This window comes from Clostridioides sp. ZZV15-6383 (genome assembly GCF_020657735.1).
GTDB classification, from domain to species: Bacteria; Bacillota; Clostridia; order Peptostreptococcales; family Peptostreptococcaceae; genus Clostridioides; species Clostridioides difficile_D.
On the sequence record NZ_JAGWCV010000008.1, the window covers coordinates 1 to 14,499 of the forward strand.

Below are 14,499 nucleotides of genomic sequence, written 5' to 3' on the forward strand. Positions count from 1 at the left end.
GTTTTTAACTTTAATATTAAGTATATAAACAAAATGAAAAAATACTAAATTTAGACTAAAGGGAGGTCTTTAAAATGAGCATTAAATACAAATAGCTAGAATAAAAAGATATAAATATATAAAAAAATGGAAAAACTTCTATCATATTGTATAATCATATATGTAAAGAAAATTTATTAAATTAATTGATATAAAGGAGATTAAAATGAATTCATATAATATTTTAGTGGTAGAAGATGAAAAGGAAATAGCAGATGCTATAGAAATATACCTATTAAATCAAGGATATAATGTTTTTAAGGGGTACAATGGACTGGAAGGTCTTAAGGTTATAGAAAACCAAGAGATACATTTAGCAATAGTTGATATAATGATGCCTAAAATGGATGGGATAACACTTACAATGAAGCTTAGAGAAAATCATAATTTTCCAGTAATAATGCTATCTGCAAAATCAGAAGAAGTTGATAAAATAATGGGGCTTAATATAGGAGCAGACGACTATGTAACAAAACCTTTTAAGCCATTAGAATTATTGGCTAGAGTTAATTCACAACTTAGAAGATACACTAAGTATCTAAACATGATTGGAAATAAAGAGCAAGATGTAGAAACTAATGATAGTGTGTTTGCAATAGGTGGATTAGAATTAAATGAAAATACAAAAGAAGTTAGTATTGACGGAAAGTATATAAAAACAACTCCTATAGAATTTAAGATATTAAGCTTACTTATGAGGAACGCAGGAAGAGTGTTTTCTGCTGATGAAATATATGAAAGAGTTTGGAATGAAAATGCTGTAAATACAGATACAGTTATGGTACATGTTAGGAATATAAGGGAAAAGATAGAAATTGACCCAAAAAATCCTAAATATTTAAAGGTGGTGTGGGGTGTTGGATACAAAATTGAAAAAATTTAAAGATAAATATATAGTTACTATTATAGTTTTTATACTTATGTTATCAGCATCATTAGGTATGATTAGTCAATATTCTACTATACAAGCAAGTGCTAAAGGTGGAGCGAAAAATCCATTTGAACTGGAAAGTTTTGTAGAGAATATGTATAAAGGAAGTTATGTTTTATATCATAATATGAAAGAAGAACAAGAAGGTAAGATGATACAACCATCAAAGCTCTTTATAAATGAAGAGACCATGAACTATATAAAAAATGTAGGTAAAGAAAAAGATTCTTATGATGGTTCAGAGACTTATTATACAGATGATAGTATTAATGCAGATTTTAATGAAAACTTTGAAAGTTGGGAGTCTTTCATTAAAGAGTCAGGAAAAAATTTAAAATATTATTTAGTTGATAAAGGAAGTAATTTTGAATTTTTTAATGAGAATAAAGAATTAGGAGTACTTGATACAACAAAGAATGATGGTTCAAAAGAAAACTCTGATGAAAATCAGTCAAAAAATACAAACATGAATGATGAGGAAAGACAAAAGCAGATTACGAATATAAAAGCAAACTATAGATTCTATATTGTAATGAATTTTGATAAAGATGGAAAAGTAAATGTTGTAGATTCTTATGGAGTAAATCAAAAAGTTATTAATCAAATGTTGTTATCTAAAGCAAGAGAAGATTTAATGGATACAAGTTTAGGTGGAAATTCAATTTCATATAAGCTATCTCCAATAAAAAATATGACATTAGTATATGCAGTACCTAAAGTAATAAGTAAAGGTGATAGTGGAGAGTATAGTTATGGAAATATTTATAATAATGATAATATAAGTTCATATATAAATAATGTAGAAAATAATTCTTATTATAAAATTTCTGGAATGATTTTAAAAATTATATTAGCTATAGTTGTGATTGTAGCTTTAGCATTCCCATATAGAAAATCTAAGGAGTTACTAGGATTTGATACATTATCAAGAATACCATTAGAGATACTTTTTATTGCTCTTGCTATTATACAAGGGATTGTAGATTTATATCCTACTGGTATAATAAGTGATACCTTGAATGGAAATTATGTGGAGTATCTGATAAACAATGATATAAGTGCTAAAATGGCAAGTATATTGGTAAGCCTAATGAATTTAACTTATTGGTTTGTAATCTTCTCAATAATATTTGTATTTATAACCCTTTTAAAACATATTTTAAATGTTGGAATAAAAGAGTATTTTATAAAGAATACTGTGACAGGAATGTTTTTTGTATGGTTGAGAAAATCAGGAAAAACAGTTATTAATCAAATTAGAATAATAGATTTAAAGGAAAAGCCAAATAAAACTATAGCTATAATTTTAGGAATAAACTTATTAATTATAGTTATAATGTGTAGTATGTGGTTCTTTGGAATAATACTTGCAGTGATATATTCAGTAATATTATTTAAGTTACTATCAGACTACTCTAAAAAGACAATATATGAATATAATCAACTTTTAGATGTTACGAAGAAAATTTCAGATGGAAACCTAGACGTAAATATGGAAAAAGATTTAGGATTTTTTAATCCTATAAAAGATGAACTAGGAAATATTCAAACTGGATTTAAAAAAGCTGTTGATGAAGAGGTTAAGAGTCAAAAGATGAAAACAGAGCTTATATCAAATGTATCACATGACCTAAAAACACCTCTTACATCTATAATCACTTATATAGATTTATTAAAAGATGAAAATATAACAGATGAAAATCGCAAGTTGTATATTGATACATTAGATAGAAAATCACAAAGATTACAACACTTAATAGAAGATTTGTTTGAAGTAAGTAAGGTAAATAGTGGAGATGTTCATTTGAATATAGTAAATGTAGATATTGTATCTTTAATGAAACAAACACTTTTAGAATTAGATGACAAAATTGCAGATTCATCTCTAATAGTAAAAAATAATTTTTCTAGTGAAAAAATAATATTACCACTAGATAGTCAGCGTACATTTAGAGTATTTGAAAATCTTATAATAAATATAAGTAAGTACGCAATGCCAAATTCAAGAGTGTATATTGATATTTTAGAAACAGATAATAAAGTAAATATTATGCTTAAAAACATGTCTGCAACTGAAATTGATTTTAGTGTAGATGATATAATGGAGAGATTTGTGAGAGGAGATAAGTCACGTAATACAGAAGGTTCTGGGCTTGGTCTAGCAATATCAAAAAGTTTTATAGAGTTACAGGGCGGTAAGATGAATATAAGTGTGGATGGTGATTTATTTAAAGTTACGATTACTTTTAACAAAAACTAGAGTAGATTAGACTTTTTCAATAATTATAAAGTCTATAAAATAAAATTTTATAAGTATTGTTTTAAAACATTTTGTAAACATTATTTCAAAACAGAATGATGATTTATTTTAAAAGGTGAATCCTAATATACAGGGTTCACCTTTTTATTTTACAAAATGTTATTTAGTGTTACAGAGTTTCTAAATAGTATAATATCTGGGTTTACTATTAACATAATGTTAGCAATTTTTTATTGATAATATAAGTAGTATAAGTAATTTTTATATTATTTGTTATTATTTTATATTGATTGTAATTATATACAATAAAGGGTCTGTCTCAAAATAGAGATTTTACTGCACACCAATTGTTGAAATGATAAAACATATTTGATTTCATACAAAACAGAGTGTCTCATGAACTAAAAAGTTCATTTTGAGACACCACCTTTATTATTTTATATTACTTATATATTGTATAGACTACTATAGCATCCCTCAAAAATTTAGCTAGTCCAGGCTGTTCTTTATCATAATATGATGTAAAACGTTCATCACATACATACATCTGTGCTAAGGAGGCATGAGCTTCCTTAGAATATGTGTTCCAAGTATAATTTAGCCATTTATGATGTAATCTTGCAACTTCTTGAGCCAGTTCACTAGAAGCATCACCAGTTTTAAAAGCTTTTTTGAGTTTACTAAGTATTTCAATACCTAAGTTTTGCCAATCTTCATAATCTTGTTTAGACATATTTTTAAGTTTTTTATTTGATGTATCTACAGTATCTTTACCATATTTCTCTCTGATTTCAGCTCCATACTTTTTCTCATTTTCACAAATCATCTTTTCCTTAAAACCTTCAAATTTTTCTATATCTGCCATAGTGCATTTCCCCTCCTCTAAGGATATAGTTTTAGTTACATTTTCTATTAGTAAATCAATTTGTTTTCTTTTAGCTAGTAATTTGTTGTGGTGTTCTTTTAACGCACTTAGGCTGTCAAAGGTTGGCGAATTTATAATGTTTTTTATATTTTCTAAGCTAATACCTAATTCTCTATAAAAAAGTATTTGTTGCAGTTTATTAACTTCGTTCTGACCATATATACGATAGCCTGAAGAATTCATTTTAAGTGGTTTAAGAAGCTCGATTTCATCATAATATCTAAGTGTTCTAGTACTTATACCAGCTATTTTACTTAATTTTTGAACTGTATATTCCATAAGCAATACCTCCTGTAAATTAAATATACACTTTTACGCAACGTCAATGTCAATATGTTAAAATATAAAAATTTATATCTTTTAATAAAAATATAAAAAAATATCTTTACTGGATATTTTACACACAAGTGTCAATACTCACTAGTGAAAATTAAAAAATAAAATTTATAGATTGTCCTTATTAAAGTATAGAGAGTCTATAATCTAGGAGGAACTGTATGAATTTAAAAAGAAGCAACGAAAAACGAGAAGAGTATAGAAGAATGTATTCAGATAAAGAAAGTTTTTTAAGTTTGATTCAAAATTTTACAAGTGTCTCAATAGCAAAAGAACTAACTCTTAAAAATATAGAGCTAGAAACATCTTTTATATGTGAATATAAAGGAAAGGAAGTTGATATAATTTATAAAGTATTTTCTAAAAATGGTAAAGTATCACATTATATAGTGTTAGAGTTTCAAACAGAAATGGATACTGATATTGTCCCAAGATTGAAATCGTATAGAGAACAAATTTGGAAAAGTTTCATTATGAAAAAGAGTCTTGAAGAAATAGAAGATAAGAATTTTAAACTTCCCAAAGTCATACCAGTGGTTTTATATAGTGGACCTGAAAGGTTAAGTAGAAAAAAAGGTATTTTAGATATTGTAGAATCTATATCAGAGTGTAGTAACAATTCTAGTATTAAAAATTAAAATTACATAATATGTTTATTGGTCTAAAATGGGAAACCGTAGCATAAACTTGAATATGAAAATATTTATAGATACAAGTTCTATGTGGAGGTGTTCCATGAGAAATAACAAGTCTAAGGTATTGCTAGGAATACTATGTCTGGCAACAGGAATGGCTGTAATTCTGTCAATGTTGCTTCCTGGCTGGATTTGGTCAGCACTTACCGCATTAATACTTATTGGATGTGGAGCATTATTATTTTTTTGTTAAAATAGTTTTAACTATAAAGTGTGGGGTGAGTATTGATGAAAGTAGTAACAATAAAATTACCAAAATGGATTTCAAATATAATCCTAAAATTCATGAGAAAGAGTAAAAATGATTAAATTAAAAAGCCTACTTACGGAAGTAGGCTTTTAAACGTGGTTACTAAGCTCTTTCAATTTTACCAGAACGTAAACATCTAGTGCAAACTTTTATTCTCTTAGGAGCTCCATCTATAATCGCTCTTACGCTTCTTAAGTTAGCTGACCATGTTCTTTTATTATGTTTATTTGAGTGTGATACTTGGTTTCCAGAAACCTTACCTTTACCACATACGCTACATACTTTTGCCATCTACGCACACCTCCTTAAAATGATAACTATTTAAAGACTAAAAACATATTTATATTATCATAAATAACAAAAATTTGCAATAGAAATATATATTTGCCTTACACATATTGAAGAATTTCTTATTATCATATAAAATTATATATATAATTTTATATAAAGTAAATATATTTGGAAAATAATTATTTTTTCCTTTGAATATATATACTGATAAAAGAAATTTTATCCAAAAACTTTTCTAGGTTTAAATTATACCATATTTATAGTATGATATGATTATAATTTTATATAATAAATAAGTAAAAATAGTAAAAAATAAATTAAGAAATGTTTTTAATAAAAATAAGCTTAAGGGGGTCAACCATGAGTGCAAAGGTAACGAATCAATATGGAAGTATAGAAATAGATAATCAAGTAATAGCTCAAGTCGTATATAGAGCTGCAATGGAAAGTTATGGATTAGTAGGTTTAGCATATAAGTCTAAAGGAATCGTAGAGCTATTAAAAGGCGAAAATGCAACTAAAGGTGTTAGAGTCGAGGAAGTAGAAGAAGATGCCATAGCAGTAGAACTTTATGTTATAATACAATATGGTACAAATATATCTACTGTTGCCAATAATATAATAGATAGAGTAAAATATGTAGTTGAAAAAATGACTGGTGTAAGAGTTACTAGAATTGATATTAATGTACAAGGAATAAGAGTTAAGTAATTTCATAGGAGGAAACAAATGATTCAGTATATAGATGGTAAAAGGTTAAGAGAGATGTTTATTTCAGGTGCAAATAATCTCCAAAACAATAAAGATTTAGTTGATAAGTTAAATGTATTCCCTGTACCAGATGGAGATACAGGAACTAATATGTCATTAACAATATCTTATGCCTTAAAAGAATTAGCAAAAGTGGAAAATGATAATATATCAGATATCGGAAAAGCATTATCTAAAGGTTCTTTAATGGGAGCTAGAGGAAACTCAGGAGTTATACTTTCACAAATAATCAGAGGTATAGCTAAATCTATAGAAGGAAAAAGTAAATTATCAACAGATGATTTAGCAAAAGCTTTTAAAAATGGTTCAGACACAGCATATAAAGCTGTAATAAAACCAATTGAAGGAACTATACTTACTGTAGTTAGAGAGAGTGGAGATTTTGCAATAAAATCTGCAAAAAAAGAGAAAGATATAGTAAGGTTTTTAAGTATGCTAGTAAAGGAATCTAATTCTTCATTAGAAAGAACTCCAGACCTTCTAAAAAATCTAAAAGATGCTGGTGTAGTTGACTCTGGTGGAAAAGGTCTTGTACTTATATATGAAGGAATGTTAGCTTCTATAAAAGGCAATAATATAGAAATAAAAAATGCTGACTTAGATACTAATATTTCAGCAAGCACGGATTTTGCAAAAAGTACTACTAGCACGGATGATATAAAATATTGCTACTGTACAGAATTTATACTAGAAAGTTCTAAAATAGAAGATACTAAAATAAGAGATATAATGATGGCTTATGGTGATAGCCTAGCAGTAGTTGGAGATGATGGAGTTATAAAGGTGCATGTACACACTAATGACCCAGGAAATGTACTACAAGAAGCTCTAAAGTACGGTCAATTATTAACTATAAAAATAGAAAATATGAAATTACAACATGAAAATACATTATTAGATGTAGAAGAAAAGAAAGAAGATGATAGTGAACCTTTAGAAGAAGAAAAAGAGTTTGGGTTTATAGCTACTTCTATGGGTGAAGGTTTGGCAAATATATTTAAAGATTTTGGAGTTGACCATATAATAGAAGGTGGTCAAACTATGAATCCAAGTACTGAGGACTTTATGAATGCTATAAAGGATATAAATGCTAAAAATATATTTATTTTCCCAAATAATAGCAATATAATAATGGCTGCTAATCAGGCAAAAGAATTGAGTGAGAAAAATATAATAGTTATACCTACAAAAAATACACCTCAAGGATTTGCTGCATTAGTAACATTTAATGGAGAATTAAGTGAAGAAGAAAATAAAGAAGCTATGATGAACGCTTTAAACTCAGTTAAATCAGGTCAAGTAACTTTTGCTGTTAGGGATACAGTGATGAATGAAATTGATGTTAAAGAAGGTAATATAATTGGAATTGCAGAAGGGAATTTATTATCAGCAGGAGATTATGTGGATGAGGTAACATCAAATCTTATTGAAAAGCTGGTTGATGAAGATACTGCTATAATAACATTATTCTTTGGTGAAGATGTTACAGAATCTCAAGCAAATGAACTACGTACTTCTTTAGAAGAAAAATTTGAAGATGTAGATGTAGAGTTATATTATGGAGGACAACCTCTTTATTATTACTTAATTTCAGTTGAATAATGATTATAAGAACCTGTATGACCAAGTAGCTTTTATAAAATTGGTTGTACAGGATTTTTGTGTAGTAGGTGATATATTTGTTGGATTTATATAAAGATGTTCAATATGTTAAAGGAATAGGACCTAAAAAAGCAGATAAGCTAAGTAAGTTGGGTATATTTACATTAAAAGACCTATTGTATTATTTTCCAAGGCAATTTGAAGATAGAAATAATCTAAAGAAAATAGCACAATTAGAGGATGAAGAGAAAGTTACAATAAAAGCAGTAATATCAAGTATAAATACGTTTAGTCCAAGAGAAGGTATGACTTTAACAAAAATTGATGTAAAGGATGAAACAGGTTCAGCCAAATTAGTATTTTTTAATAAGAGCTATATAAAAAATACATTTCGTCCAGGAGATTCAATATTGGTTTTTGGGAAAGTTAAGAAAAAGTTTAATAATTTAGAACTTACATCATGTGAATTAGAATATCTCACTAATTCACCTAAGAATACATGTAGATTTATGCCTGTGTACCAGCTTACATATGGTGTTACAAATAAAGAAATTATGAGTATAATTAGAACAGTACTTGAAGATAAAGACTTAATTATACAAGAATATATGCCACAGAGAATTATAGAGAAATATAGACTATGTAGTATAGATTTTGCAGTTAGAAATATACATTTACCAAGTAATAAGGAATCATTAAAAATAGCTTTATATAGAATTGTATTTGAAGAATTACTCATACTACAACTAGGGTTGTTTGTATTTAAAAGTGGAAGAAATAAAGAAGATGGAATAAAATTTGAAACAAGTAAGGATTTAAAAAACATAATAAGTGCTTTACCATTTAAACTGACTAAAGCTCAAAATAGAGCACTAGATGAAATTATACAAGATATGAATTCAGATAAAATAATGAATAGGTTGGTTCAAGGTGATGTAGGGAGTGGTAAGACAGTAGTAGCTCTCTTAGCACTTGCAAATTGCGTTTTAAATGGGTATCAAGGTGCTTTGATGGCTCCTACAGAAATATTAGCAGGGCAACATTATGTTTCGCTTACTGAGTCTCTGAAGGATTTTGGAATAAATGTAGGTTTATTAATAGGTAGTCTTACAAAAAAACAAAAAGATACAGTATTAGAACAAATCAAAAATAATGAAATTGATATATTGATAGGTACACATGCACTAATTGAAGATAAGGTCGAATTTAATAATATTGGGTTAGTTATAACGGATGAACAGCATAGATTTGGTGTTATGCAAAGAAGTAAACTTTCATTAAAGGGTGTAAATCCAGATATACTAGTCATGACAGCAACACCAATCCCAAGAACTTTAGCACTTATACTTTATGGCGATTTGGATATTTCTATTATAGATGAACTTCCACCAGGGAGACAGCCAATAGAAACATTTGCTATTGAAAATAGCAAGAGAGATAGAGCATATAACAACCTTGTAAGAAGAGAGGTTGAATCAGGGAGACAGGTATATATTGTATGTCCTTTGGTAGAAGAAAGTGAAGCCATAGAAGCTAAATCAGCCGTTGAACTTGTTGAGGAATTAAAAGATGAATATTTCCATGACTTAAGGCTTGGATTGCTTCATGGAAAAATGAAGTCAAGTGAAAAAGACGAGGTAATGGGACGTTTTAAAAATAAAGAAATAGATATTTTAGTTTCAACAACGGTTATAGAAGTTGGTGTTAATGTGCCAAATGCAACACTAATGATAATAGAAAATGCAGAAAGATTTGGACTTGCACAATTGCATCAGCTTAGAGGACGAGTTGGAAGAGGAAGTCATAAATCATATTGTGTACTAATTTATGATTCTAAAACGGATGTATGTAGACAGAGAATGGCTATAATGGAAGAGACGAACGATGGTTTTAAAATTTCAGAGAAAGATTTAGAAATAAGAGGCCCTGGAGAATTTTTTGGTACAAGACAACATGGTCTTCCAGAACTTAAAGTAGCAAATCTGTTTAAGCATATAAAAATATTGAAGTTAGCACAGCAAGAAGCTAGGTATATATTGGGTGAAGATAATAATCTACAATTGAAAGAAAACATGGCACTCAAAAAAGAAATTATAGATAAATTTAAAGATACATTGAAAGAAATTTCATTAAATTAATTTTAAATTATGTTAAAATATTACTAATGTAATAATGTGCTGAAGGGAGATTGTCATATTGAGAGTAATTTCAGGAAAAGCGAGAGGATTAAAACTAAATACTCCAAAAAATGAAGATGTAAGGCCAACTACAGATAGAGTAAAAGAGTCTCTATTTAATATGATAAATTCATATATAATGGAAAGTGAAGTTCTAGATTTATTTGCTGGGACTGGTTCTTTAGGAATAGAGTGCTTATCTAGGGGTGCCAAGGCATGTACTTTTGTAGATATCAATAAAGAAAGTATAGATATTGTTAAGTCTAATATAAAAAAGGCAAGAGTTGAAAATGAAAGTATAATTTTAAACCTTGATTTTAAAACTGCCATAGATAAACTTAAATTGCAAAATAGTAAATTTGACATAATTTTTATGGACCCTCCGTATTATAAAAATATGTTTATAGAAGCTATTGAGAAAATTGATAATTCCAATCTATTGAACGAAGATGGAATAATAGTTGTAGAACATGATACTAATGATTTATTTCCAGATAAGATATGTAAATTAGAGAAAACTAGAGATAAGAAATATGGAAATACTACATTAACTTTTTATAAGATGGAGGCGTAATATGGAAAATAAACCTAGAAAAGCTATATTTGCAGGAAGCTTTGACCCAATTACTAACGGACATTTAGATATTATTTGCAGGGCTTCAAAGTTATTTGACGAATTACAAATAGGAGTATTAAATAATCCTAATAAAAAGGGTCTATTTAGCTTTGATGAAAGAGTAAAGCTTATAGAAAAAAGTACAAGCCATTTAAATAATATAAAAGTTGTGACTTTTAATGGTTTATTAATAAATTACTGTCAAGAAAATGGGATTGGAGCACTAGTTAGAGGTGTGAGAAGTGGTGCTGATGTTGATTATGAACTTCAAATGGCTCATATGAATAGAGAACTTAATCCAGATATAGAGACTATAATTTTACCAAGCTGTACAAAATATTCATTTATAAGCTCATCTTTAATAAAAGAGGTTTTGCTCTTTGATGCTGATATAAAAAATTTAGTTCCAAAGATTGTTTTGGAAGAATTAAAGAAAAAAACTAGTGGGGGTAATTGATATATGAAGATAGATTTAGAAATGATTGAACTATTTGAGCAGTTAGAGGAGATATTTAGAAGTGCTTCTACAATTCCTTTCTCACATAAGTGCACGGTAGATAAAGACGAAGTTTTAGCAATAATTAATGATATAAGAACTTTGATACCAGAAGAAGTAACGCAAGCAGTATGGATTAATAAAGAAAGAAATAAAATAATAAGTCAAGCTAAACAAGATGCTGCAAATATAGTTGAACAAGCAAAAAAAGAAGCTGAGAGAATACAACAAGAATATCAAGAAAACATAGAAGAATTAAAGAAAAATTCTGAAGATGTAGTAAAGGCATATGTAGAATCCAGTGAACCTGTTGTTCAAGCAGACCAAAGAGCTAAAGATATAGTAGATAGAGCTGAGAGAATAGCTAATGAGATAAGAATTGGGTCAATTGAATATGCAGAAGATGTGCTTTCTAGTGTTGAGTATAATTTAAAAGAAATATTAGAAGAAGTAAAAAGAGATAAGGCTGAGCTTAGACCTAAAAAATAAATTTTAAATGAATAAAGATGGAGCTTCACACAAAAAATCTTAATTAATGTGTGATGGCTCTCTTTTTTTATAGCAATTCATTATTAATGAATCATATTTTTAAGATTAATTATATCCTGTTTTTTGATATTAGCTAATATAGTTTAATTTTTTATTTATTACAATTGGCTTATCTCTTTGTATAAATAATATAGGTCATTTTCATGTTTTTAAATACTTTTAGAACTATATTCTTTCAGATTAGAGTTAAACTGTGCAAAATTACAAAATAATATTAAATCATGTGCAATTATTTGGTATGGTACTACATATAGAAAATGTAGATAATAAAATTAAGGAGGTAGTATGAAGGAAAGGACTAAAAAAATATTAGATTTTATTATTAAAAATAACAATGTAACATCACAAGAGTTACAAGAAAAGTTTAATGTATCAAAGAGAACCATTTATTACGATATTCTAGCTATAAATGAACAACTAGGAAAAAATGGTAATATAAAAAATGTAAAACACAAATTTATATTTGAAGGTAATTTATGTAATGCAAGAAAAATAATTTCAGCTGAAGAAGATAAGTTTTTAGATAGTGACTATAGAAAAACTTTTATATTAAACAAAATATTACTTGGTGAAAAAGTATCAATAGAAAAGCTAACAAATGAAATGTTGCTTTCAAAAAACACAGTAGTACAGACAATAACTGATATAAAAAAATACCTTCACACAATGGGGCTAAAACTAGAGTATAAGGGAAAATACGAGATTATAGGTGATGAATACGTTATTAGAGAACTATTTTTGATAATTGTTCAAGAAAATGTACTGGAAATTAATTCTATAAGTAAGGAAGTAAGTAGTTTCGATACAAAAGGACATATAAACCTTACAGATTACTCTTTATTGAATCTAACTAAGTTTATAGAATTTCTAAATAAAAGAATAAGAGATGGGAAAACATTATACTCCTATAAATATCTAAATGAAGCTAAAAAAATTAGTTACTTTAATAACTGTAAAGACCTTTTATGTGAAGAGGCTAATGAAAATGAGCAAGCATATGTATGTACTTATGTAAGTTCACTTCCTAGTTTAAATAGTGAAGTTAAGGAAGATGTTGTTGAGGAATATGTAGATAAACTTATAGATAAGTTTGAAGTAAATACAGCAATAAAATTAGAAAGCAAGCATGAGTTTAAGAAAAATATTTTAAGACACCTCCATTCTTCTTACAACAGAATACGATTTAAGTTTCCGATTAGAAACCCAATGTTAGATGAAACTAAGTATAAGCATGAGTCACTTTATAAAATTATAAAATCAATTATAGAAAATGAAGAAGAGTTTCCTGTATTTGAGGGGATACGAGAAGAAGAGATAGGGTTTATAGCAGCGTATTTTGGAGGATATTTGAGAGGGTCTAGGGATAATGGTCTAAGAAGAAATAAAGTATTATTAGTCTGTCCTAATGGTCTTATGGTATCAAAGAGTTTGGAAATACAGCTATACAAATATATACCAACTATAGAAATAGTGGGTATAGTGTCTATTAAGCAACTAAAAGAAGTGAATGTATACTATGATTACATAATTACAACTATAGACATACAAAATGTAAGTAATGTAATCGTTGTAAATCCTCTTTTAACAGCATCAGATATCCAATTACTTATGAACAAACTCATAAGTATAAAAGAAAATGAGAAGTATTTCAATCTTGAACTAATAATGCAAGCTATAAGAAAAAATGGCGTTATCAGTAATGAAGAAGCACTAAAAGCTGATTTATTAAACATAATACATAAGATAGATGAAGGAGAGATGTATCAACCAATGTTAAAGGAATTAATTAATGCAGAGAGGGTCAACATAGTAAAAAGTGTTAAAGATTGGAAAGAAGCAATAAAAATAGCCTCAAAGCCATTGTTAGAAGATAACTCTATAGAAGAGTTATATATAGAAAATATGATAAAGTCAGTTGAAAAATATGGACCATATATTGTTTTAGCCGATAGGTTTGCTCTACCACATGCAAGTTCTAAAGAGGGAGTAAACAAGCTTGCCATGTCTTTACTCATAGTAGAAGATGAAGTTGATTTGTTAGGAAAGCCAGTAAATATATTTATGGTACTAGCTGCTATAGATAACACTACTCACATTAGAGCATTAGCATCGCTATCAGAGATGATGTATGAGGAAGAAAATGTAAAATTAATAATTAATGGTGATAAAAGTTCAATACTAGAACTTATAAATAAGCAAAATTAGGAGGAATGTAAAATGAAGATATTAGCAGTATGTGGATTTGGTGTAGGTTCATCAATGGTATTAAAAATGACGATACAAAAGGTTCTAAAACAGTTAGGTATAGAATGTGAAGTAGAAAATACAGATATAAATTCAGCTAGAGGTGCTGACTGCGATTGTATATTTACAAGTCAAGAATTATTAAATGAATTAAAAGGAACTTGTAGTGTAGAGGTATATCCAGTTAAAAAGTACATGGACTTAGCAGAAGTTACAGAAGTTGTTCAAACTTTTTTAAGGGATAAGAAATAGTATAAGTTTTAAAAAGTAAATTTAAGTTAACCAGCATAAAATAAAAACTTACTAAAATTAAAAGT

General features: G+C 27.8%; 14 protein-coding genes. 12 read left to right on the top strand and 2 right to left on the bottom strand.

The window, feature by feature from the left end; translation table 11 throughout:
- The first annotated feature begins 205 nt into the window (after positions 1 to 205).
- Both KGF42_RS04785 and KGF42_RS04790 read left to right on the top strand, forming a co-directional pair.
- Positions 206 to 922, top strand: a complete 717-nt coding sequence (locus KGF42_RS04785; protein WP_054274557.1) for a response regulator transcription factor — start codon at positions 206 to 208, stop codon at positions 920 to 922.
- A complete protein-coding gene (locus tag KGF42_RS04790) occupies positions 894 to 3,230 on the top strand; it encodes a sensor histidine kinase (RefSeq protein WP_227825885.1) in 2,337 nt (778 codons plus the stop codon). Before KGF42_RS04785 ends, KGF42_RS04790 begins: the two co-directional genes overlap by 29 nt.
- Positions 3,231 to 3,672: 442 nt before the next feature.
- Here KGF42_RS04790 and KGF42_RS04795 read toward each other — a convergent pair whose 3' ends face one another.
- Positions 3,673 to 4,434, bottom strand: coding sequence for a MerR family transcriptional regulator (locus KGF42_RS04795; protein ID WP_227822866.1), 762 nt, complete (start codon positions 4,432 to 4,434; stop codon positions 3,673 to 3,675).
- 218 nt (positions 4,435 to 4,652) lie between these two features.
- Here KGF42_RS04795 and KGF42_RS04800 point away from each other — a divergent pair, with 218 nt between their 5' ends.
- Positions 4,653 to 5,129: an Rpn family recombination-promoting nuclease/putative transposase gene (locus tag KGF42_RS04800; RefSeq protein WP_054274550.1), complete on the top strand. Its 477-nt coding sequence runs from the start codon at positions 4,653 to 4,655 to the stop codon at positions 5,127 to 5,129.
- Positions 5,130 to 5,226: 97 nt separating this feature from the next.
- Complete coding sequence (locus KGF42_RS04805; RefSeq protein ID WP_009893656.1) at positions 5,227 to 5,379, top strand: hypothetical protein; 153 nt, start codon at positions 5,227 to 5,229, stop codon at positions 5,377 to 5,379.
- 159 nt (positions 5,380 to 5,538) lie between these two features.
- Here KGF42_RS04805 and rpmB read toward each other — a convergent pair whose 3' ends face one another.
- Positions 5,539 to 5,727, bottom strand: coding sequence for a 50S ribosomal protein L28 (gene rpmB, locus KGF42_RS04810; RefSeq protein WP_227822867.1), 189 nt, complete (start codon positions 5,725 to 5,727; stop codon positions 5,539 to 5,541).
- A 360-nt stretch (positions 5,728 to 6,087) separates the two neighbouring features.
- Between rpmB and KGF42_RS04815 the strand changes: the two genes are divergently transcribed.
- From KGF42_RS04815 to KGF42_RS04850, 8 genes are all read left to right on the top strand, one after another.
- On the top strand, positions 6,088 to 6,438 hold the full coding sequence (locus tag KGF42_RS04815) for an Asp23/Gls24 family envelope stress response protein (protein ID WP_054274549.1): 351 nt from the start codon (positions 6,088 to 6,090) through the stop codon (positions 6,436 to 6,438).
- 18 nt (positions 6,439 to 6,456) lie between these two features.
- Entirely contained in the window at positions 6,457 to 8,100 is a 1,644-nt protein-coding gene (locus KGF42_RS04820; protein WP_227822868.1) for a DAK2 domain-containing protein, read from the top strand.
- Between the two features lie 80 nt (positions 8,101 to 8,180).
- The gene (gene recG / locus KGF42_RS04825; RefSeq protein ID WP_227825886.1) at positions 8,181 to 10,238 is read left to right on the top strand and encodes an ATP-dependent DNA helicase RecG; all 2,058 of its coding nucleotides are present in this window, start codon (positions 8,181 to 8,183) and stop codon (positions 10,236 to 10,238) included.
- A gap of 58 nt (positions 10,239 to 10,296) precedes the next feature.
- A complete protein-coding gene (gene rsmD, locus KGF42_RS04830; RefSeq protein ID WP_227825887.1) occupies positions 10,297 to 10,851 on the top strand; it encodes a 16S rRNA (guanine(966)-N(2))-methyltransferase RsmD in 555 nt (184 codons plus the stop codon).
- 1 nt (position 10,852) lies between these two features.
- Positions 10,853 to 11,350 carry a pantetheine-phosphate adenylyltransferase gene (gene coaD / locus KGF42_RS04835; protein ID WP_227825888.1) on the top strand — a complete coding sequence of 166 codons (498 nt, stop codon included), beginning with the start codon at positions 10,853 to 10,855 and terminating at the stop codon, positions 11,348 to 11,350.
- A 3-nt stretch (positions 11,351 to 11,353) separates the two neighbouring features.
- On the top strand, positions 11,354 to 11,878 hold the full coding sequence (locus KGF42_RS04840) for a hypothetical protein (protein WP_054274546.1): 525 nt from the start codon (positions 11,354 to 11,356) through the stop codon (positions 11,876 to 11,878).
- A gap of 345 nt (positions 11,879 to 12,223) precedes the next feature.
- Positions 12,224 to 14,143, top strand: a complete 1,920-nt coding sequence (locus tag KGF42_RS04845; protein WP_227822872.1) for a BglG family transcription antiterminator — start codon at positions 12,224 to 12,226, stop codon at positions 14,141 to 14,143.
- 12 nt (positions 14,144 to 14,155) lie between these two features.
- Positions 14,156 to 14,434 carry a PTS sugar transporter subunit IIB gene (locus KGF42_RS04850; protein WP_227825889.1) on the top strand — a complete coding sequence of 93 codons (279 nt, stop codon included), beginning with the start codon at positions 14,156 to 14,158 and terminating at the stop codon, positions 14,432 to 14,434.
- The last annotated feature ends 65 nt before the right edge of the window (positions 14,435 to 14,499 follow it).

What these genes read in the sequence shown, in the direction of transcription:
- KGF42_RS04785 (WP_054274557.1), top strand. Translation starts at nt 206, where the DNA reads ATGAATTCATATAATATTTTAGTGGTAGAAGATGAAAAGGAAATAGCA.
- KGF42_RS04795 (WP_227822866.1), bottom strand. Translation starts at nt 4,434, where the DNA reads ATGGAATATACAGTTCAAAAATTAAGTAAAATAGCTGGTATAAGTACT.
- KGF42_RS04800 (WP_054274550.1), top strand. Translation starts at nt 4,653, where the DNA reads ATGAATTTAAAAAGAAGCAACGAAAAACGAGAAGAGTATAGAAGAATG.
- KGF42_RS04805 (WP_009893656.1), top strand. Translation starts at nt 5,227, where the DNA reads ATGAGAAATAACAAGTCTAAGGTATTGCTAGGAATACTATGTCTGGCA.
- rpmB (WP_227822867.1), bottom strand. Translation starts at nt 5,727, where the DNA reads ATGGCAAAAGTATGTAGCGTATGTGGTAAAGGTAAGGTTTCTGGAAAC.
- KGF42_RS04815 (WP_054274549.1), top strand. Translation starts at nt 6,088, where the DNA reads ATGAGTGCAAAGGTAACGAATCAATATGGAAGTATAGAAATAGATAAT.
- KGF42_RS04820 (WP_227822868.1), top strand. Translation starts at nt 6,457, where the DNA reads ATGATTCAGTATATAGATGGTAAAAGGTTAAGAGAGATGTTTATTTCA.
- coaD (WP_227825888.1), top strand. Translation starts at nt 10,853, where the DNA reads ATGGAAAATAAACCTAGAAAAGCTATATTTGCAGGAAGCTTTGACCCA.
- KGF42_RS04840 (WP_054274546.1), top strand. Translation starts at nt 11,354, where the DNA reads ATGAAGATAGATTTAGAAATGATTGAACTATTTGAGCAGTTAGAGGAG.
- KGF42_RS04845 (WP_227822872.1), top strand. Translation starts at nt 12,224, where the DNA reads ATGAAGGAAAGGACTAAAAAAATATTAGATTTTATTATTAAAAATAAC.
- KGF42_RS04850 (WP_227825889.1), top strand. Translation starts at nt 14,156, where the DNA reads ATGAAGATATTAGCAGTATGTGGATTTGGTGTAGGTTCATCAATGGTA.